Raw genomic sequence first — 20,006 nt, forward strand, 5'->3', positions numbered from 1 at the left:
GCAAGGAGCGATGAGGCTGGAGACGCACCGATGCTGACGGTCGATGGCCTGACGATCCGCTTCCGCAACGCCCCCCGCCCGGTGGTCGACGGCGTCGGCTTCTCCGTCGGGGCGGGGCGGAGCGTGGCCCTGGTCGGCGAATCCGGCTCGGGCAAGACGCTGACCTGCCGCAGCATCCTCGGCATCCTGCCGCGCGGGGCCTCGGTCACCGGCGGCTCCATCCGCTTCGGCCAGGAAGGCGAGGCGGTCGACCTGCTGCGCCTGCCGCCGTCGGGCCTGCGCGACATCCGCGGCAGCCGCATCGCCATGATCTTCCAGGAACCGATGAGCGCGTTGTCGCCGCTCCACACCATCGGCGACCAGACGATGGAGGTGCTGCGGCTGCACGGCGCCTGCACCCGCGGCGGTGCCCGCGACCGCTGCCTCGCGATGTTCGAGCGGGTGGGATTCCCCGACCCGATGCGCGCCTTCCGCTCCTATCCGTTCCAGCTTTCCGGCGGCCTGCGCCAGCGCGCGATGATCGCCATGGCGATGGTCGCCCGCCCGCGATTGCTGATCGCCGACGAGCCGACCACGGCGCTCGACGTCACACTTCAGGCCCAGGTGCTGGCCCTGATCAAGGAGTTGCAGGCCGAGACCGGCATGGCGGTGCTGCTGGTCACCCATGACCTGGGCGTGGTCGCCAACATGGCGGACGCCGTGGTGGTGATGCGGGCGGGACGGGTGATGGAATCCGGCTGCTGCGCCGATGTGCTCGGCCAACCGCTGCACGGCTACACCCGCAAGCTGATGGCCGCCGCCCCCTCCATCCCCGCCATGGTCCGCGTGCCGCCGGCGGAGGATGTGCCAGAGGGCGCGCATGACGCCATCCTGGAATTCCACGGCGTCGCCAAGAGCTATGAACGGGGAAACGTCCGCATCCGCGCGCTGGACGGCGTCGATCTCCGCGTCGGCCGGGGAGAGACGCTGGCCATCGTCGGCGAGTCAGGATCAGGCAAGACGACGCTGGCGCGGCTGGCCATGCTGGCGGAGCGGCCGGATCCCGGTGGCCGCCTGCTGTTCCGCCCGTCCGCCGGGCAACCGCCGCTCGACCTCCTGTCCGCCGCCGGGGCGGAGCTGACCGCCTACCGCCGCAATGCCCAGATGGTGTTCCAGGATCCCTACGCCTCCCTCAGTCCGCGCATGAGTGTCGGCGAGATCATCGCCGAGCCGCTGGCGATCCATGGCGTCTGCGGCCGTGGCGAGGGGCGCGAGCGGGTGCGGGCGCTGATGGCGCGGGTCGGGCTCGACCCCGCCTGGGCCAGCCGCTATCCGCACGCCTTCTCCGGCGGCCAGCGCCAGCGCATCGGCATCGCCCGCGCGCTGGCGCTCGACCCGCAACTGCTGATCTGCGACGAGCCGACCTCGGCGCTCGACGTCTCGGTCCAGGCGCAGGTGCTGGAACTGCTGGAATCGATCAAGCGGCGGCTCGGCCTCAGCCTGATGTTCATCTCGCATGATCTGGCGGTGGTGGCGCGGCTGGCCGACCGCGTCGCCGTGATGCGCGCCGGCCGGGTGATGGAGGAGGCGCCGCCCGCCATCCTGTTCTCCGCCCCGCTGCACCCCTACACCCGCGCGCTGATCGCCGCCTCGCCGGAGCCGGACGTCGACCGTCCGATCGACGTCGCCACCGTGGCCTTGGGCGCCGGCCGTCCCGACCTGTGGCCCGAAGCCTTCCGCCCCGCCGCCGACGGCGCCCCGCCGCCGCTGGTGGAGGCGGCGCCGGGTCACTTCGTGAGGCGGGCGGCATGAGCAGGCGCTTTCCCATACCGCAGCTGAATCGCCTTCTCCCGCCCCGACCAAGCGGGAAGTGGGCCGCAGTCGTCGCCCTCCTCCTCGCCACCCCCGCCGCCGCCTTCAATCCGCAGGATCCGGCGATGCTGGCGGATCAGGTGCGCTACGGCCTCATCCCGCCGGTGCGCCAGCGCATGCCGGACGAGCCGCTGATCGTCGATCTGGAGGCCAAGGGCCGCGACCCCGGCCGCTCCGGCGGCTGGATCCGCACCTTCATCACCCAACGGCGCAACAGCCGCGTCGCCGTGCTCTATGGCTATGCCCGGCTGGTCGGCTACACCGCCAGGCGCGAGATCGTCCCCGACATCCTGAAGGATGTCACGGTCATCGACGGCCGCGACTTCACCCTGACCCTGCGCGCCGGCCATCGCTGGTCCGACGGCGCCCCCTTCACCAGCGACGACATCCGCTATTGGTGGGAGGACATCGCCAACAACCCGATGCTGTCGCCGTCGGGGCCGCCGCGCTTCATGCTGGTCGACGGAAAGCCGCCGCAGGTCAGCTTCCCCGACGCGGTGACCGCCCGCTTCCGCTGGGAGGAGCCGAACCCCTATTTCCTGCCGGCGCTCGCCGCCGCCCGGCCGCCCTTCATCTACCGCCCGGCCCATTACCTGAAGCGCTTCCACGCCCGCTACACCGGCGAGGCCGAGATGGCGCCGCTGATCGCCAGATACAAGGTTCGCAACTGGGCGGCCCTGCACAACGCGCTCGACGACATGTTCCGGATGGAGAATCCGGACCAGCCGACGCTCCAGCCCTGGATGGCGGTGTCGAAGGGCAGCGGCAACCATCTGCTGTTCCAGCGCAACCCCTATTACCACCGCTTCGACAGCCGCGGCATGCAGCTGCCCTACGCCGACGGGCTGGACGTGACGGTGATGGCCGGCGGGCTGATCCCGGCCCAGGTCGCCACCGGCAAGGCCGATCTCCAGGCCGAGGGGCTGACCTTCTCCCAGGTGCCGGTGCTGGTGGCGGGCGAACAGGATGGCGGCTACCGCACCCTGCTGTGGCCGGAAGGCAAGGCGGCGGAAATAGCGCTCTACCCCAACCTGAACTACAATGATCCGGTCTGGCGCCGGCTGCTGCGCGACGTGCGCTTCCGCCGCGCCCTGTCGATGGGCATCGACCGCCGCATCGTCAACCGCTCGCTGTTCTTCGGGCTGGCGCAGGAGAGCGGGGTCGACGTTCTGCCGCACAGCCCGCTCTACAAGCCGGAGCGCAACGGGGTATGGACCGGCTATGATCCCCAACAGGCCGCGGCCCTGCTCGACGAGATCGGGCTGAAGCGCAAGCGCGGCGAGCTGTACCGCGACCTGCCGGACGGCCGCCCGCTGGAGGTGATCGTCGAGACCGCGGGCGAGAAGCCGGAGATTTCCGATGCCCTTCAGATCATCGCCGAGACCTGGCGCGACATCGGCGTCCGGCTTTTGATGCGCACGGTCGACCGCGACGTGCTGCGCAACCGGGTCTATGCCGGCCAGACGATGATGGCGGTGTGGGGCGGCTGGGACAACGGCGTCCCCGGTCCCGACAGCAGCCCGGAGGAGCTGGCGCCGATGACCCAGGAGAATTTCAGCTGGCCGAAATGGGGCCAATATTACCAGACCTCCGGCGGCGCCGGCGAGCCCATCGACATGCCGGTCCCGCAGGAGCTGATGGATCTCGCCCGGCGCTGGCGCCACACCACCGACGAGACCGAGCGCCGCGCCCTGTGGTCGGCGCTGCTCGACATCCATGCCGACCAGCTCTTCGCCATCGGCGTGGTGTCGAAGACGCCGCAACCGATCGCCGTCGCCAACCGCCTGCGCAACGTCCCCGACAAGGGGCTGTGGCTGTGGGATCCCGGCGCCTATCTCGGGGTCTACAGGCCCGACGAGTTCTATTTCGCCGACGCCCGCCCGGCCGATCCCGAGCCGGGCGGCATCCACCGCCGGGAGAACTGACGGTCATGCTGCGCTTCATCCTGCACCGGCTGCTGGTGATGGTGCCGACGCTGGTCGTGGTGTCGATGCTGATCTTCCTCGTCATCAACCTGCCGCCCGGCGATTACCTGTCCAACCAGATCGCCGAGCTGCGCGCCACCGGCCAGGAGGCCGGTCTGGCCAAGGCCGAGTTCCTGCGCCGCGAATACGCGCTCGACCGCCCGCTGCCGGAGCAGTACGCGATCTGGATCGGCGTCTGGCCGGGGCCGAACGGCTTCCGCGGCCTGTTGCAGGGCGATTTCGGCTGGTCCTTCGAGTTCAACAAGCCGGTGGCCGAGGTGGTGGGCGAGACGCTGTGGTTCACCGTCATCCTCAACCTCGCCGCCGTGCTGTTCGTCTATCTGGTCTCCTTCCCGCTGGGGGCGCTGGCGGCGATCCGCGCCAACAGCTGGGTCGATTACCTCGCCGCCGCCGTCGGCTATATCGGGCTGGCGACGCCGAATTTCCTGCTGGCGCTGATCCTGCTCTATTACGGCCAGAAATGGCTCGGCCTGCCGATCGGCGGGCTGGTCGACGCCCGCTACGAGAACCAGCCGTTGAGCTGGGCCAAGGTCGGCTCGATCCTCCAGCATCTGATCGTCCCGACCATCGTCATCGGCCTGTCCGGCACCGCCGCCATGGTGCGGCGCCTGCGCGCCAACCTGCTGGACGAGCTGGGCAAGCCCTATGTCGTCACCGCCAAGGCCAAGGGGGTGCCGCCGCTGCGCCGGCTGACCCGCTATCCGCTGCGCATGGCGCTGAACCCCTTCGTCTCCGACATCGGCTCGCTGCTGCCCTCGCTGGTGTCGGGGTCGGTGCTGATCTCCGTCGTGCTCAGCCTGCCGACGATCGGCCCGGCGCTGCTGGAGGCGCTGCGGGCGCAGGACATCTTCCTGTCCGGCTTCATCCTGATGTTCATCTCGCTGCTGGTGCTGATCGGCATGCTGGTGTCCGACGTGGCGCTCGCCCTGCTCGATCCGCGCATCCGGCTCGGCAAGGGACGGAAGGCGCACTCATGAAGGACCCGGCCATGAAGAACGGGAGCGTGAAGGGCGGGAGCATGAAGGGCGACTGGGATCATTACGTCGACAGCCGGCCCTATCCCGATCCGGAGGCGCCGGACGCCCCGGCGACCCGTTTCGACGCCCACGCCTCGGCCGGGCGGCTGATGCTGCGGCGCTTCCTGCGCCACCGGCTGGCGGTGCTGGGGGCGCTGTTCCTGGGGCTGTCCTATCTCAGCCTGCCCTTCGTCGATTTCCTCGCCCCCTACGGCGCCAACGAGCGCGACGTCGAGCATCTCTACGCCCCGCCGCAGGGCATCCACCTGTTCCACCAGGGCCGCTTCGTCGGTCCCTTCGTCTATCCGACCACCGGCAATCCCGACCTGAAGGACTATCGCTGGCGCTACGAGACGGACGAGAGCCGGCCGATGCCGCTGCGCTTCCTCTGCCCCGGCGCGCCCTACCGCTTCCTCGGTCTGGTGGAGTCGCGGCTCCGGCTGGCCTGTCCGCCGCCGGGGGCGTCGCTGCATCTGCTGGGCACCGACCGTCTGGGCCGTGACATGCTGTCGCGGCTGGCCATCGGCGCCCAGCTGTCGCTGACCGTCGGGCTGCTCGGCATCGCGGTGTCCTTCTCCATCGGCATCACGCTGGGCGGCATGGCCGGCTATTTCGGCGGCTGGGTCGATGCCGGGGTGCAACGCCTGTCGGAGATCCTGAAATCCCTTCCGGAGCTGCCGCTGTGGCTGGCGCTGTCCGCCGCGGTGCCGGCGCAATGGAGCCCGGTGACGGTGTTCCTGTGCATCTCGGTCATCCTCGGCCTGCTGGACTGGCCGTCGCTGGCCCGCGCCGTGCGCTCGCGCTTCCTGGCGCTGCGCGAGGAGGATTTCGTCATGGCGGCGGAGCTGATGGGGGCCAGCCCGGCGCGCATCATCCGCCGCCATCTGCTGCCCAACTTCGCCAGCCATCTGCTGGCCAGCGCCACCCTGTCGATTCCGGCGATGATCCTGGGCGAGACGGCGCTGTCCTTCCTCGGGCTGGGACTGCGTCCGCCGGCGACCAGCTGGGGGGTGATGCTGAACGACGCCCAGAATTTGATGGCGGTGGAAACCTATCCCTGGGTGTCATTGCCGATGCTGCCGGTGATCCTGGTAGTCTTGTCCTTCAACTTCTTCGGCGACGGCCTGCGCGACGCCCTGGATCCCTATCATGGCGACTGATCCCCATGGCGACTGACCTTCTGCCCAGGGCGGGCGGCAAGCCTTGCGGCGCTCTCGTTACTCATATATCACAGCGCATAGACGGCTTTGCCGCTTCCTGGCCGGAAGTCGGCTTGATGCGCGGCGAAATCCATGTGAGGGGTTTTGTTCGGGCTGGAGCGTCACCGCCGGCGCCCGGACGACCCCGCAACCACCAGCGACCCCGCCGGTTCCCGCAACCAACCGGTTTTCAACGCAGGCACAGTGATCCGTTCCGCGACGGATTTTCGGTTCCGAAGCATTGCTGAAGCGGAGTGTCCGATCATGCACCAGCCACAGCCGACCCTTCGGTCCCTTCATCCCGACCGGACGCCGCCGCGCATCCTGCTCTACAGCCACGACACCTTCGGGCTCGGCCATCTGCGGCGGTCGCGGACGATCGCCCAGGCCCTGGTCTCCGCCTTTCCCGACGCCTCGGCGCTGATCCTCACCGGCTCGCCGGTCGCCGGCCGCTTCGACTTCCCCGAACGGGTCGACCATGTGCGGCTGCCCGGCGTGGTGAAGCTGCCGGACGGCGGCTACACCGCCCGCAACCTCGGCCTGCCGATCGAGGAGACCACCGCCATCCGGGCGGAGATCATCCGCGCCACCACCCGCGCCTTCCGCCCGACGCTGGCCATCGTCGACAAGGAGGCGACCGGCCTGCACGGCGAATTCCTGCCGGCGCTGGAGGAGATGCGGGCATCCGGCAACACCCGCGTCGTGCTCGGCCTGCGCGACGTGCTCGACGCGCCGGAGGCGTTGCAGCCGGAATGGGAGCGCAAGGAGGCGGTGGCCGCCATCGAGCGCTATTACGACCAGCTCTGGATCTACGGCCTGCCGGAGGTCTACCGCCCGCTCGACGGTCTCGACCTGCCGGCGGAGGTCGCGGCGCGGGTGCGCTACACCGGCTATCTGCGGCGCGAGCCGACGGAGGGCGGCGGCGCCGTCCAGGCGGCGGACGGCCTCATGCCGGCCCCCTATGTGCTGGTGACGCCCGGCGGCGGCGGCGACGGGGCGGCGCTGGTCGACTGGACCATCGCCGCCTATGAATCCGATCCGGACCTGTCCCCCGGCGCCCTGATCGTCTACGGCCCCTTCCTGGAGGATGCCCGCCGCCAGGAATTCGCCGCCCGCATCCGCCGGCTGAAGGGCAGGGTGGAAACCATCAACTTCCATTCCCGCATGGAGGATCTCTATGCCGGGGCGGTCGGGGTGGTGGCGATGGGCGGCTACAACACCTTCTGCGAGATCCTGTCCTTCGACAAGCCGTCGGTGCTGGCGCCGCGCACCCGCCCGCGGCTGGAACAGCGCATCCGCGCCGAGGCGGCGGAGACCCTGGGCCTGCTGCGCACGCTGGACAGCGACCGCGACGGCGCCGACCCGCGGGCGATGGCCGACGCCATCCGCGCGCTCTCCAGCCAGCCGCCCCCCTCGGCCAGCCCGCTGCCCGGTCTGCTCGGCGGGTTGGAGCGCATCGTCGACCTGACCCGCGAGGTCCTGGCGGCGCCGCCGATCGCCGAACGGCGCGGCCCGATCACCCCGATCCGCCGGGCGGCGGAACGGCTGTCCCGCGCCATGGCCGGCAAGCGCGCATGATCGACCGGGGAACGGACGGCGCGACGCCGTCCAGCCTCGGGGCGATCGCCCCGTGTCCAACCCGCCGCCGAAACGGAACCTGAAACAGACCTTGACTCGCAAGCCTTTGAAAATCGCCGTGGTGGTGAAGGGTTACCCCCGCCTGTCGGAAACCTTCATCGCGCAGGAGCTGCTGGCCCTGCAACAGCGCGGCGTCGATCTGGCGATCTGGTCGCTGCGCCACCCGACCGACAGCCGCCGCCACGCCCTGCATGACCGCATCACCGCCCCGGTCCATTACCTGCCGGAATATCTGCGCGACGAGCCGGGCCGCGTCCTGCGCGCCCTCGGCCGCCTGGTCCTGCGCCATCCGGCCGGTCTGGCGCGCACGGCGGCGGCGTGGCTGCGCGACCTGGCCCGCGACCGCAGCGCCAACCGCGCACGGCGTTTCGGCCAGGCGCTGGTCCTGGCGGCGGAGCTGCCGGCCGGCGTGCCCGTCCTCTACGCCCATTTCCTGCACACCCCGGCCTCGGTCGGGCGCTATGCCGCCGCGATCCGCGGCATCGGCTGGGGCTTTTCCGCCCATGCCAAGGACATCTGGACGACGGCGGACTGGGAGAAGCGCGAGAAGCTGGCCGACGCCCGCTTCGGCGTCACCTGCACCGCGGTGGGGGCGGCGCATCTGCGCGCGCTCGCCGCCGATCCGGCGCGCATCGACCTCGTCTATCACGGCCTCGACCTTTCCCGCTTCCCCGCCCCGCCGGACCGGAGCGATGGCGCCGCCCGCGATGGTTCCGCCCCCGAGCGCGCGGTGGAAATCCTGTCGGTCGGTCGGCTGGTCGAGAAGAAGGGCTATGACCGGCTGCTCGACGCGCTGGCGCTGCTGCCGGACGGCCTGTGGTGGCGGCTGGTCCATATCGGCTCCGGCGACCTCAAGCAGGCCCTGCGCGCCCAGGCCGAGCGGCTCGGCCTGTCGGACCGCATCGAGTGGCGCGGCGCCCAGGATCAGGCGACGGTGGTCGCGGCGCTGCGCCACGCCGACCTGTTCGTGCTGACCAGCGTGGTGGCCGGCGACGGCGACCGCGACGGCCTGCCGAATGTCCTGATGGAGGCGGCGAGCCAGCGCCTCGCCATCCTGTCCACCGCCGTCTCGGCCATCCCCGAATTCATCGCCGACGGCACCCAAGGCCTGCTGACCGACGGCAGCCCCGGCGCCATCGCCACGGCGCTGGAACGGCTCGCCACCGACCCGGCGCTGCGCCTGCGGCTAGCCGACGCCGCCTATGGCCGGCTGCGCGCGGAGTTCGGCATGGACGCCGGCATCGACCGCCTCGTCCGCCGGCTGGAGGAGGCCACGGCGTGACCGCCGCCAGTCCAGACATGTCCTTCCCCCGGATCGCCTTCTACGCCCCGCTGAAGCCGGTCGATCACCCGGTTCCCTCCGGCGACCGCCAGATGGCGCGGCTGATCCTGCGGGCGCTGGCCGCCACCGGCCCGACGGAGGTGGCGAGCGGTCTGCGCGTCTATGACGGCGCCGGCGATGCCGCCACCCAGTCCCGGCTGTCCGAAGCCGCCGCCGCCGAGTGCGACCGCCTGCTGTCGCTCTACGCCGCCGAGCCGGAGCGGCGCCCGGCGCTGTGGCTCAGCTATCATGTCTATTACAAAGCGCCCGACCTGATCGGCCCGGTCGTCGCCCGCGGTCTCGGCATCCCCTATGTCGTGGTGGAGGCGACCCGCGCCCGCAAGCGCCTGACCGGCCCCTGGGCCGGCTTCGCCGCCGCTGCCGAGGCCGCCATCGAGGCGGCGGCCCTGGTGCTCTGCGTCAGCGCCCGCGACCGCCAGGCGGTGGCGGCCTATGGCCCTCCCGGCCAGCGGGTGGCGATGCTGCCGCCCTTCCTCGAGCTGCCGCCCGTCGCCGATCCCCAAGCCATCGAGCATGGCGGACCGGGGTCGCCGCCCCGCCTGCTCACCGTCGCGATGATGCGGCCGGGCGACAAGCTCGCCTCCTACCGCCTGCTGGCGGAATCGCTCCGGCTGCTGGCCGACCGGTCCTGGACGCTCGCCATCGTCGGCGACGGCCCGGCGGCGGCGGCGGTGGCGGCGCTGTTCGCCCCCTTCGGGCCGCGCGTGACGCGGCATGGCGCCTGCCCCCCCGGCGCTCTCGCCGCCCATTACCGGGACGCCGACCTGCTGGTCTGGCCCGGCCTGAACGAGGCCTTCGGCATGGTCTATCTCGAGGCGCAGGCCCATGGCGTGCCGGTACTCGCCATCGACAATGCCGGCACCGGCACCGTCATCCGCGACGGCGTCGGCGGGCGGCTGACCGGTCCGGCGCCCGAGGATTACGCCGCCGCCCTCGCCGCCCTGCTGGCCGATCCGGCCGCCCTGCGCGCTCTTGGCCGGACCGCCCGCGCCGATGTCGAGGCCCATCACGCCCTGCCGGCGGCGGCGGAGCGGCTGCGCGGCCTGCTGACCGGATTATTGCCCGGACGACTGCCATGATCCGGCTGGCTTTCCTGCGGCATGGCGTCACCGGCTGGAACCGCGAGGGCCGCATCCAGGGCCGCACCGACATCCCGCTCGACCCGGAGGGCCGCGACCGCCTCGCCCGCCTGAGCCTGCCGCCGGACTGGCGCGACGCCACCCTGCACGCCAGCCCGCTGTCGCGCGCGGTGGAGACCGCCGCGCTGCTCGGCAACGGCCGCCCCGTCCACACCGACCCGCGCCTGGTCGAGATGGATTGGGGCGCCTGGGAGGGTTTGCGCGGCATCGAGCTGCGCGCCGATCCCGCCAGCGGCTACCGCGATCTGGAGGAATGGGGCTGGGACTTCCGCCCCCCCGGCGGCGAAAGCCCCGCCGACGTCCGCACCCGCTTGGCCTCTTGGTTGAGGGCGAGGAAGATCTCCGACACCCACCTCGTCGTCACCCACATCGGCGTGATCCGCGTGGCGCTGGCCCTCGCCTGGGGGTGGGAGTTCCGCGGACCGCCGCCGGTGCCGGTCAAGCGCCACCGCCTTTACGCCATGACGCTCGCCGCCGACGGCACGCTCCGCCCCGCCGGCCCGCGCGAGGGGGAGCACCTGTCATCATGAAGCTGCTGATCGCCGTCACCCATCTGCTCGGCACCGGCCATCTCAGCCGGGCGCTCGCCCTGGCCGACGCCTTCGCCGGGCACGGCTGGCGCGTTGACCTCGTCAGCGGCGGCCGTCCCGCCCCCCATCTCGGAACCGGCAACGCCACCCTGCACCAGCTGCCGCCGCTGGCGAGCGACGGCGCCGACTTCTCCACCCTGCTGGCCGCCGACGGCACCCCCGCCGATGCCGCCCTGTTCGCCGCCCGCCGGACGATGCTGACCGGCCTGCTCGACAGCCTGCGCCCCGACGTGCTGATCACCGAGCTGTTCCCCTTCGGCCGCCGCGCGCTCGCCGCCGAGTTCGACGCCCTGCTGGAACGCGCCCGCGCCCAGCCGCGCCCGCCGCTGACCCTGGCCTCGGTGCGCGACATCCTGGCCCCGCCCTCCAAGCCGAAACGGGTGGCGGAGACCGAGGACCGCCTGCTGCGCCTCTATGACGGCGTGCTGGTTCATTCCGACCCCGCCCTGATTCCGCTGGAGGATAGCTGGCCGCTGACCCCGGCGATGCGGCCGCTGCTGCGCTATACCGGCTTCGTCGTGCCGCCGCCGCCCGCCGCCGATGCCGGCAGCGACGGACGGGGCGAGATCCTGGTCACCGCCGGCGGCGGCCCGGTCGGCCGCCCGCTCTTCGAGGCCGCCGCCCACTGCGCCGCATCCGGCCTCCTGCCGCAGCGCTGGCGCCTGCTGGTGGCGAAGGGCGACGCGGCGCTGGCCGGACGGCTGCGCGTCCTGGCCCCGGCCGAGCGGCTGGTGGTAGAGCCGGTGCGCCCCGATTTCCGCGCCCTGCTCGGCCGGGCCGCCGCCAGCGTCGGCCGCTGCGGCTACAACACCGCGCTCGACTGCCTGACGGCCGGCGTCCCCAGCGTCTTCTGCCCCTTCGAGGACGGCAAGGAGGTCGAGCAGACCATCCGCGCCGCCATCCTGGCCCGCCAGCCCGGCATCGCCACCCTGCGCGAGGCCGACCTTACCCCCGACAGCCTGGCCGGCGCCCTGCGCTCCGTGCTGGGCGCGCGCATCCCGCCGCTCAGCCCCGCCACGCTGGCCGGTGCCGCCCGCAGCGTCGGGATCGTCGAGCGCCTGCTGGCGGAAAGGACGGCATCATGACCGGTTGGACCGAGGTGGAGGACGAACTGGCGCGCTGGAGCGATCTCGGCCGCCGCTGCGCCCTGTGGCTGCGCGACGACGACGCGGTCGCCGCCGGCCCGCAGCTCGACCGGCTGCTGGCGAGCTGCACCCAGGCGGACATCCCGCTCGGCCTCGCCGTCATCCCGGCGGCCGCCGAGCGCTCGCTCGCCGAGGCGCTCGCCGATCACGCCCGCGTCACCCCGCTGGTCCATGGCTGGTCCCACGCCGACCACGCCGCCCCCGGCCGCAAGAAATGCGAGTTCGGCCCGGAGCGCCCCCCCGAGCTGCGGCGGGCGGAGGCCGCGCGCGGCCTGTCGGTGCTGCGCGGCCTGTTCGGCGAGCGCCTGCTGCCGCTGTTCGTCCCGCCCTGGAACCGGATGGCGCCGGACATGCCGGCGCTGCTGTCGGATGCCGGCTACCGCGCGGTGTCCGGCTTCGGCCCGGCGCCGGTCCCGGCGCGGCATGACGGCATCTTGTGGGTGAACACCCATCTGGACCTGATCGACTGGCGCGGCACCCGCTCCGCCGTGCCGCTCGACGCCCTGCTGGACGGTCTCCGCCGCGAGCTGCGCGACCGCCGCGAGGGCCGGCGGACCCCATCCGAGCCCATCGGCCTGCTGAGCCATCACCGCGTCCACGACGCGGCGATCTGGGATCTGCTCGACCGCCTGCTCGATCGGCTGGCCGGGCATCCGGCGGTGGAGTGGGTGGGGGTTGGCGAAGGGCTGTAGGGCGCCGTGATTGGCTCTTGGGTCATGTCGTCGCCCTTGACGTAAGAACGTAAGTTATTACATTCTGGATTCTTCCTGCCGGGAGACATGCATGCACACCACCAAGCTCACCAGGATCGGCAATTCCACCGGTCTGACGCTGCCGCGCGACGTTCTGACCGCTGCCGGCCTTGACCGCGGCGACGAGGTGGCAGTCGAGGTGCGTGATGGACGGATCGAGATCGCCAAGGCCGACGACACCTACAACCGCGCCATGGACGTAGGCCGCCGGTTCGCCGCGCGCTATCGCCGTACCATGGATATTCTGTCCAAATAGGCTGTACAGGCAGGCTCACATGGACGAACCGGCCATCCAGGGCCGCCCCTACGTCAATCCGCCCCTTCAGGCGGTGCTTGATCTGCACGGCGAACTTTTGGCCGAGCACGGAGGAGCGCCCGGCATCCGCGACCCAGGGGCGCTGGAAGCGTCCCTGGCCCGGCCCTACCAGCTCATCGCCTACGGCGACGAGCGGCTGACCATCTTCGACCTGGGCGCCGCGGTCTGCGCCAGCGTCTGCCGCAATCACCCCTTCGTGGACGGCAACAAGCGGGCCGCCTTCGTCGCTCTCGGCCTCGTGCTCGGCCTCAACGGCTTCGAACTGGATGCAGCCGAACGAGAGGCGGCCGACATCATCCTGGCGTTCGCTGCCGGCACCCTGACGGAGGAAGCACTCCGCGACTGGGTGGCGAACCATGCTTTCGACATTGGATGATCAATTTCTCAACTCGTCCTCCATCAAAGGAGAGTTTCGAAGCCCATGACAACACCAGGCCAGTCGGATTTATCGGCTATCGCATCGGCCCACCGCCCCGCCTCCTTCATCAACGACTGTGAAAATTTTGGGGAGATCGTGAGAGCCGGCCGCTTCGTCTCCGGCACGGACGGGATCACCTATGCGCTGGCCTCCTCCGGCTTCCGGTGGCGGTGGTCCACCAAGGGCCTCCGACAGCGTCGAGATCCGGGCCGGATCATCTTCGAAGGAGATGCGGCGGCCCTGTTCAAACGCCCGTGTCCGCTGGGAATACTGACGTCGATGAAATGGGCTCTCGGCCAGTACGTGGCGCCACCCGGAGAACTGCACTGGACGCCGGTGGCGCCGGATCCGCTGGATCCGACGCGGGTTGTCGTGAGGCAGGCGACGGTCCGGCCCTATGCGGACCAGCGGCGTTTCAGGTGGCTAAGGCTTCGCGCGCTTCAACGGACGGTCTTCCTTGGAGACTTCCTGTGCTTGGCCCTTACGATTCCGTTCATTCCCAAGGCCGTGATAGCGCGCCTTCCCCATCCGATATGGAAGCAGATGGGGGGAGAGACGATTGAAAACTGGGAGATCATGGCCGGAACAACGGGAGTCGGCTGGCTGGTGGTGCAGAGCGCGATCTGGCTCCTTGGCTGGATCAACCGCCGATGAGATCGGATTCGATATGGCGCCGTGCGTTTCCTCGTAAGGACACGGTCCCATGGCGCGCTGAACACGAATATCCCAAATAGGGGCCAGCCCTGGATATCGCTCGGGGAACCGCCAGCTCTGGAGGTCCATTTCCGGCGCATTGCGGCGGCGGGCTTCAGGCCTCCGCCAAGAGCGTCCGCGTCAGAATGAATTCGCGGCATCGGGCGAGACCGGGCCAAACCACCAGCGAGGCCTTCCGGTGGACTCCAAAGCCGGGCGCAAGCGTCAGCAGTTCGGCATGCAGGCCGGGATAGGGACCGGGACCCGGGCGGAGCAGGGCATCAAGGCGGCCGGCGAGCAGATCGGCCAGATCGTCGGTCGCCACCGCCCGCACATAATCAGGCGGGCGCTTCGCGCCGGCGAGACGGGCGAGCAGCCGCTCGGGCCCGTCACTCAAGGCCGGCGAGATGCCGAGACGCAGCGGCTTCGTCGTCAGAGCCTTCGCGACCGTGTCACTCGCCTTCGACAGCCGCGCGAATGCATCCGCCACTTCCGGCAGCAGGGCCTCGCCCTGTGCGGTGAGGATCAGGCCACGGTGCAGGCGCTGGAACAGCGGCACGCCAAGCACCTGTTCGAGATGCCTCACCTGCTGGCTGACGGCGCCGGGGGTAACGGCGAGCTCCATCGCGGCGGCTTTGAAGCTCAGGTGACGACCGGCGGCCTCGAAGGCGCGCAATCCGTTCAGGGGCGGCAGGCGATGGCTCATGGGCGCGATCCGGGCATGGAGGTGATGGCTTCAGAATAGAAAAACTCTTCCAGATGGCCAGAAACAATCGTTTGAGCCAAAGCGGCGGATACGGGAAAAAGCAGGTGCCGTTCACGCCGCCGCAGCGATCGTTCCGCCGCGGCGAACGTCGCTGGCGACCCTGCTTTCAACCAAATCCGGTGGAGAGGCGTCCAATGGTTCAGTCCATCCATCCCTTTTACGAATCGCAGCGCGGCGCAATGGAGGATGCCATGCGCCATCGCCTCGACCTGGCGGAAGCGATGCTGCGCGAGCGTACGCATTTGACCGCCATCGATGGGATAAGACAGGAGGTGATGGACGAATTCGGGATCGTGCTCGCCCAAACCCCCTATGTCGGAGGCGCGGCAAGTCGCATGAGCGACTTCTTCATACGTCTCATAGGGTTCATCGCCATCAGCCGCGTGCTTCGGCGGCAGGGCGTATCACCGTCCATGATCGGCGAAATCGAGCGGGACGTCTATAAGGCGCAGCTGCTCACCATTCCCGAGGCGGAACGCCTCGCCTCAGGGCGTCAATTCCTGTCGCCGGAGAATCAGGTTTTGCTTCGCGAGCAGGCGGAGAAAAGTCATCTGGAAGAATTTCCAGACGATTTCGTCTATGATTTCATCGAGCCTGGCCCAAGACAGGACTTTGAATTCGGCATCGACTACAAGGCTTGCGGTTTTTGCAAATTCGCAGACCGCTATGGAGACAATGAAATATTGCCAAATATCTGTGGTCTCGATTTCGACGCCTATGCGGCACGCGGCATCCATCTGGAAAGGACGCAAACATTGGCCGGTGGCGCGCATTGCTGCAACTTTCGATTCTCGCGGCTCTTGTTGGATTAAGCGCACCTGACAGAACCATCTTTGGACGAATCGCCAGCATAGAGAGGTGCAGCCATGCCCCTCCCAACAGTTCAAACGCCGCTTTTTTTTGATACTCCAAAGCGCCAGGAGCAGACAGGGCAACTCTCGAAATCCTATACAAAGCGGCGGTCAAGAGAGGTCGCCCACCAACTCCGCATTGGATTTTAAAAATATATATATTTCCCTGATTGAGATACGTCTCTTGCCATGTCATGCTGCAAGGGTTTTCGAGACGAGATACGTATTGTTTTGCAGATCGACGCCTGAAGAAGCCGCCGCGGCCAAAGCACCCCGGAGCGATCTGTCGGTGACGCAGGCCCGGGCGGCGGGCGTTGCTCCCTACAGCTCGGCCATTACTGCTCGGCGCCGGTTCGGCACCGGCAGCAGCCCATGAACGCCGGAAGACACAAATTGCATAAGGAGATAATAGGAATGTCCATTCTCAATAATTCTCGAAGATTCTTTTCCCGCATACCATTTTGGTATTTTGTCACGGGAAGCATAGCTCTCTATATAGCTCTACGCTGGGGTATCTCGTTAATATCTGGTCGTAGTCTATGGGACACAGTTGACAGTGCATTGTCCAATACTTTGGATAACATGATTGCTGGTTTGGGTTTTGCCATCGTGGTGTGGGCCACAAAGGATTCCGTCCGCCAGTTCCTTGAGGCTGATCGGAATTTTCTGACAAAGCCCATCGACTCGATACATGCTTTGGCGGATGCGCTTGAACAGGCTGTCCAGAGGCATCGCAATGCATTCCGGTCAGAGGTGGAATCTGTTCAAAATATATTTATATGCATAATACTTCCGATGCACCTTTCGAGTAAGCTTGTTGATCATATGTGTTCACCTGATGACTCCCTTAAGGAGATAACCAAAAGTCGATTAAATGATTTCAACGCCTATATCAACAAGGTCACGGATTCATCAAATGGAGCTTATGACATTAGAGTCTTCGGAAGGACAGGCTTGCCGGTAATTGACGGCGCAACACGTGCGGAAATTATTGCAAAATATATTCTTCCTGGTGTTTTTCCAGGAACATCTCAACTCGGTTTGCATTACAATCGTGATGAGGAGGGCGTAATCATATTTGGAGAGTGCGACCTCTCCAGTCCATCCAAAGTCAAGCAAGTTACCGAAGTCATCAGCTTCAGCTTTGATGACGAATACAAGGCTATTGACGGAAGCTCATGCATTGATACTCATGTAGCCAGTCGCCGCTTGGATTTTCATCTTAAAAAAGTGGAAAAAATCTATGAAACCGAACACCACTGGATGAATAATACAAAGGATGATATCATTATTATGTCAGACAATAAATTCCGCAATCTTGAAAATATTGTAACGGAGTTCTTTTCATGGGTTCGACCAAAAAGCATAAAAACAACTACTGACTCGGCGAACAAATCCACAGATGAACAGGCGGAGCTTTCGCAAGCATTGTAATGATATTTCCAAGCCATGGCAGCCCAAGCTGGCTGAGGCGACATGCCGAACGGCCGCCAAGAGGGCGCGGGCATCCACGATGCCGGCCGAAATCGACCGGCTGTCGGACCTGCCGCCTCATCAAGGCGGCCCGGGCCGCTCCCCGCCCGCAAAGCGCGGAGCGGCCCCATTGCCCACCCCTTACGCCGCGTGGTCGGTGATGGTGCCCGTGGCGGTGCCCAGGTTGCTGTTGCCGTGGGTCAGGTGCAGCAGGAAATTCTCCGTTCCCTCATTGGCGTTGTTGTCGCCGGTGATGTGGACGCTGACCGTCTTGGTGGTCTCGCCCGGCTGGAAGGTCAGACTGCCATGGGTGGCGGTATAGTCGCTGCCGGCCTTCGCCGTGCCGTCCTCGGTCGCATAGTCGATGGTGGTGGCGGTGGTCACCGCCTTGGCCAGCTGCACGGTGAAGACCGCCTCGTCGCTGCCCGGAACCGAACCGGAGCTGCCGGATTTGGCCGCCAGACCCGCCTTGAGGATGTTCATCTTGGTCGGATCGATGGTCTTGAAATCATCCTGCAACAGCCCGCCGACATCGCCCGATTCCGGCGTCCACGCCCAATAGGTCCAGTTCATGCCCTGCTGGCCGGGGGCGAGGTCGCTCTTGCCGTCCAGGTTCCAGTCGCCGTTCATGTATTTGATCAGCGTGCTGGCCCAGGTCTGCTCGGCCGCGCTGTGCATCTGGCCGCCGAACTCGCCGACCAGGATCGGGGCGATGTTGTTCTTATAGATGTAGCCCCACATGCTGTCATACTGGGCCGGCAGGTTGTTCGGATAGTTCGGGTCCGACAGCCAGCTGAACTGACCGACGCTCTGGCCATAGGCGTGCGGCGAATAGACCAGCTTGTTCGGCACGTCGAACTGGATCGGATGGTCCTTCACCCCCGCCAGCGTGCTGCTCCACTCGGTGCCCTCGACCAGCATCAGCCAGTCCTTGTTGACCGACTGGATGGCGTTGCCGATGCGCTGGGCCGCCGCCGCCCAGTCGGTGGCCTGGTTGCCGTCGCCCCAGGTCGCCGACACGCTCGGCTCGTTGTGCAGGTCGGCGCCGACCACCGCCTCGTTGCCGGCATAGCGCTTGGCCAGCGTCTGCCAATGGTCGATCACCGTCGATTCCGGATTCTTGTCGGTGTACCACAGCCCGCTTTCGTTGGTGCCGGCGCCGCCGTCGTTGCGGTGATGGTCCAGGATCACCTTCATGCCGGTCTTGCCGGCATAGTCGATGACCTTGTCATAGACCTCCAGCCGGGTCAGGCCCTTCAGATCCGGGTTCTTGGCGTAATCGATGCCGTTGGTCACCGCGCTGCTGTCGAAGAGATCGTCGGCCCAGGTCAGGCGGATGACGTTGAAGCCCAGGCTCTTCATGCTGTCGATGTGATGCTGGTAGCTGTCGGCCCACAGCCCGGACGGCACATAATTGTAGCCCTCGCCGCCGAACCAGTTCACCCCGGTCAGCCGGACATTGTTGCCGCTCTCGTCGACGATCTGGTTGCCGTTGGTGTGCAGGAAGCCGTTGATCGAGCCGCTGCTCTGTACCATCCCCGGATCGGCCACGGTGACGTTGCCGACCTTGACCGACAGCGCGCCGGTGTCGCCGCCAGTGCCCGAACCGCCGGCCGGGGCCGCCGTTCCGCCTCCCTTCCCGGTGTTGGTGCCCGTGTTGCCGCCGCCGGCCGAAGCGGTGAAATGGCTGGCATCCAGCCTGGCGGTCAGCGTGGCGTCCCAATAAAGGTCGCTGGTGGCGCCAATGTCGGCGCCGTTGTCGTTGCGGTGGACCGAAACGGAGGCGTCGGTCGCCGCCACGGTCTTGCCGTCGACGCTGATGCTGTTGACATACAGGTTGCGGTCGGCGCCATCGACGATGGCGTCATTGTCGTAGGTCACCTGCACCGAATGGGCGGTCCCCTGCGCCAGGTCGGCGGTGAACTTGTAATCCTTGGCGTCGGTGCCGCTGGCCGTGCCCTCGCCGATCCGCTGGCCATCGACCAGCACGGTGAAATGCGCGCCTTCGCCGGCCGCCGCATTGCCGGCGGCGTTCACGGTGATGACGTTCTGCGCGGTGCCGCCGGCAGGGGAGGGCGCCGGGGCGGCGGCAGGGCCGGTGGACGGGGTGGCGGCGAAATAGCTGGCGGGGGTGCCGAAGGTCAGGGCGCCGTCCCACCACATGGCTTCCTGGCCGGGCTGGGTCGGCGCCGGGGCGGCATCGTCATAACGTTCATAGATGGCGTCGGTCGGCTTCAGCGTGTGGCCGTTGACCTCGATCGACTGGACGTAAAGGTCGCGATAGGCGCTGGTCTCCGTATCATTGTCGTAGACGACCTGAATCTTGTGCGCCGTGTTCGCCGCAAGGTCGGCGGTGAAGCTGTATGCCGTCGACGAGGGGTCGGACGCCGTGGCGTGACCGACCTCCCGACCATCCACCAGCAGCTTGAAATTCGGCGCGACGCTGTCCGTGGACTGGCCGTAGGCGTTGACGACGATCTTGCTCGGCCGGGTGGTCGTGCTCATGACTTCAATCCTATATCTGTTGCGTTGAAGCCATGCTGGGTCGTTAATGGTTAACGAAACCTTTCCAACTCTGGTTAAGTTTTCTCGAAGCTTGTGGCAAATTTGGCTCAACCGGCGGCCGCGGATATCGGCAGGGACCGATCATCGTATTGAAATATATCCCATCATGATCACAGGATTCCCGGATCAACAATCAGTCATTTCCTTTGGAAACCGGTATAGTCCTGAGAATTCTTGAGTTTTCTCAATAATGATCTCGAAAGACATAGAGACCGCCATTCCCAGACATTCTGGACGGTGCGCATCATGCTTTCAGAAACACCGCGG

Annotated in this window: 17 protein-coding genes; 15 read left to right on the top strand and 2 right to left on the bottom strand. The window is 67.5% G+C overall.

Annotated features, from left to right (window positions below):
* The first annotated feature begins 30 nt into the window (after positions 1–30).
* The 13 genes from AZL_RS29890 (at position 31) to AZL_RS29950 (ending at position 14,045) form a co-directional block, all read left to right on the top strand.
* Positions 31–1,791: an ABC transporter ATP-binding protein gene (locus AZL_RS29890; protein WP_042446234.1), complete on the top strand. Its 1,761-nt coding sequence runs from the start codon at positions 31–33 to the stop codon at positions 1,789–1,791.
* 125 nt (positions 1,792–1,916) lie between these two features.
* On the top strand, positions 1,917–3,776 hold the full coding sequence (locus tag AZL_RS29895; RefSeq protein WP_247894520.1) for an ABC transporter substrate-binding protein: 1,860 nt from the start codon (positions 1,917–1,919) through the stop codon (positions 3,774–3,776).
* 5 nt (positions 3,777–3,781) lie between these two features.
* Positions 3,782–4,813, top strand: coding sequence for an ABC transporter permease (locus AZL_RS29900; RefSeq protein ID WP_012978121.1), 1,032 nt, complete (start codon positions 3,782–3,784; stop codon positions 4,811–4,813).
* Positions 4,814–4,824: 11 nt separating this feature from the next.
* Positions 4,825–6,012: an ABC transporter permease gene (locus tag AZL_RS29905; RefSeq protein ID WP_042446438.1), complete on the top strand. Its 1,188-nt coding sequence runs from the start codon at positions 4,825–4,827 to the stop codon at positions 6,010–6,012.
* A gap of 303 nt (positions 6,013–6,315) precedes the next feature.
* Entirely contained in the window at positions 6,316–7,629 is a 1,314-nt protein-coding gene (locus tag AZL_RS29910; protein WP_012978123.1) for a glycosyltransferase family protein, read from the top strand.
* 91 nt (positions 7,630–7,720) lie between these two features.
* A complete protein-coding gene (locus AZL_RS29915) occupies positions 7,721–8,971 on the top strand; it encodes a glycosyltransferase (protein ID WP_042446442.1) in 1,251 nt (416 codons plus the stop codon).
* A 17-nt stretch (positions 8,972–8,988) separates the two neighbouring features.
* Positions 8,989–10,110 (top strand): glycosyltransferase family 4 protein, encoded by a 1,122-nt coding sequence (locus AZL_RS29920; RefSeq protein WP_012978125.1) that lies wholly within the window; start codon positions 8,989–8,991, stop codon positions 10,108–10,110.
* On the top strand, positions 10,107–10,700 hold the full coding sequence (locus AZL_RS29925; protein ID WP_012978126.1) for a histidine phosphatase family protein: 594 nt from the start codon (positions 10,107–10,109) through the stop codon (positions 10,698–10,700). Before AZL_RS29920 ends, AZL_RS29925 begins: the two co-directional genes overlap by 4 nt.
* Positions 10,697–11,845, top strand: a complete 1,149-nt coding sequence (locus tag AZL_RS29930; RefSeq protein WP_012978127.1) for a glycosyltransferase family protein — start codon at positions 10,697–10,699, stop codon at positions 11,843–11,845. Before AZL_RS29925 ends, AZL_RS29930 begins: the two co-directional genes overlap by 4 nt.
* Positions 11,842–12,597, top strand: a complete 756-nt coding sequence (locus AZL_RS29935; protein WP_012978128.1) for a polysaccharide deacetylase family protein — start codon at positions 11,842–11,844, stop codon at positions 12,595–12,597. Before AZL_RS29930 ends, AZL_RS29935 begins: the two co-directional genes overlap by 4 nt.
* A 91-nt stretch (positions 12,598–12,688) precedes the next feature.
* Positions 12,689–12,913, top strand: coding sequence for an AbrB/MazE/SpoVT family DNA-binding domain-containing protein (locus AZL_RS29940; RefSeq protein WP_012978129.1), 225 nt, complete (start codon positions 12,689–12,691; stop codon positions 12,911–12,913).
* A gap of 19 nt (positions 12,914–12,932) precedes the next feature.
* Positions 12,933–13,349 (top strand): type II toxin-antitoxin system death-on-curing family toxin, encoded by a 417-nt coding sequence (locus AZL_RS29945; protein WP_012978130.1) that lies wholly within the window; start codon positions 12,933–12,935, stop codon positions 13,347–13,349.
* Between the two features lie 45 nt (positions 13,350–13,394).
* Entirely contained in the window at positions 13,395–14,045 is a 651-nt protein-coding gene (locus AZL_RS29950; protein ID WP_042446237.1) for a hypothetical protein, read from the top strand.
* Positions 14,046–14,199: 154 nt separating this feature from the next.
* Here the strand turns inward: AZL_RS29950 and AZL_RS37575 are convergent, their stop codons facing one another.
* Positions 14,200–14,790, bottom strand: coding sequence for a LysR family transcriptional regulator (locus AZL_RS37575; protein WP_012978131.1), 591 nt, complete (start codon positions 14,788–14,790; stop codon positions 14,200–14,202).
* Between the two features lie 194 nt (positions 14,791–14,984).
* On the opposite strand from AZL_RS37575, the gene AZL_RS29960 reads away from it, so the two are divergent.
* Positions 14,985–15,662 (top strand): L-2-amino-thiazoline-4-carboxylic acid hydrolase, encoded by a 678-nt coding sequence (locus AZL_RS29960; RefSeq protein WP_012978132.1) that lies wholly within the window; start codon positions 14,985–14,987, stop codon positions 15,660–15,662.
* 453 nt (positions 15,663–16,115) lie between these two features.
* Positions 16,116–17,135, top strand: a complete 1,020-nt coding sequence (locus tag AZL_RS35990) for a hypothetical protein (RefSeq protein ID WP_148219734.1) — start codon at positions 16,116–16,118, stop codon at positions 17,133–17,135.
* Between the two features lie 180 nt (positions 17,136–17,315).
* Here the strand turns inward: AZL_RS35990 and AZL_RS29965 are convergent, their stop codons facing one another.
* Complete coding sequence (locus AZL_RS29965) at positions 17,316–19,679, bottom strand: cellulase family glycosylhydrolase (protein ID WP_012978133.1); 2,364 nt, start codon at positions 19,677–19,679, stop codon at positions 17,316–17,318.
* Positions 19,680–20,006 lie beyond the last annotated feature (327 nt).

The sequence above is a fragment of the Azospirillum sp. B510 genome (assembly GCF_000010725.1).
Classification (GTDB): domain Bacteria; phylum Pseudomonadota; class Alphaproteobacteria; order Azospirillales; family Azospirillaceae; genus Azospirillum; species Azospirillum lipoferum_B.